This is a genomic window from Cupriavidus sp. SIMBA_020 (assembly GCF_046535395.1).
Classification (GTDB): domain Bacteria; phylum Pseudomonadota; class Gammaproteobacteria; order Burkholderiales; family Burkholderiaceae; genus Cupriavidus; species Cupriavidus campinensis.
Window position 1 is genome coordinate 1 of sequence record NZ_JAWRWU010001050.1, and the last position, 256, is coordinate 256.

The 256-nt window shown below is 70.7% G+C and carries 1 pseudogene; it reads left to right on the top strand.

Annotated features, from left to right (window positions below):
- Window positions 1-256: pseudogene (locus SB751_RS32690) on the top strand (protein TolA); the annotation flags it as partial.

Genomic DNA, 256 nt, shown 5'->3' on the forward strand with positions numbered 1-256 from the left:
TGCAGTGGCAGAACAGCACGCCGGCCGGCGCCGAAGCCGAACTGTGGACCGAGGTCCCCGACGTTCCCGCACCGCGGCCCGTCGTCGCACCGACGCCGCCCGTGAAGGTCGCGCCGCCCCCTCCCCCGGTGAGAGACGAACAGGCGGACATCGCGTTGCAGCAGAAGAAGCGCCAGCAACAAGAGGCGGCCGCACGCGAAGCGCAGCTCGAGCAGCAGCGCCGCGAGCAGCAGCTGAAGCAGCAGGAAGAGGAAGC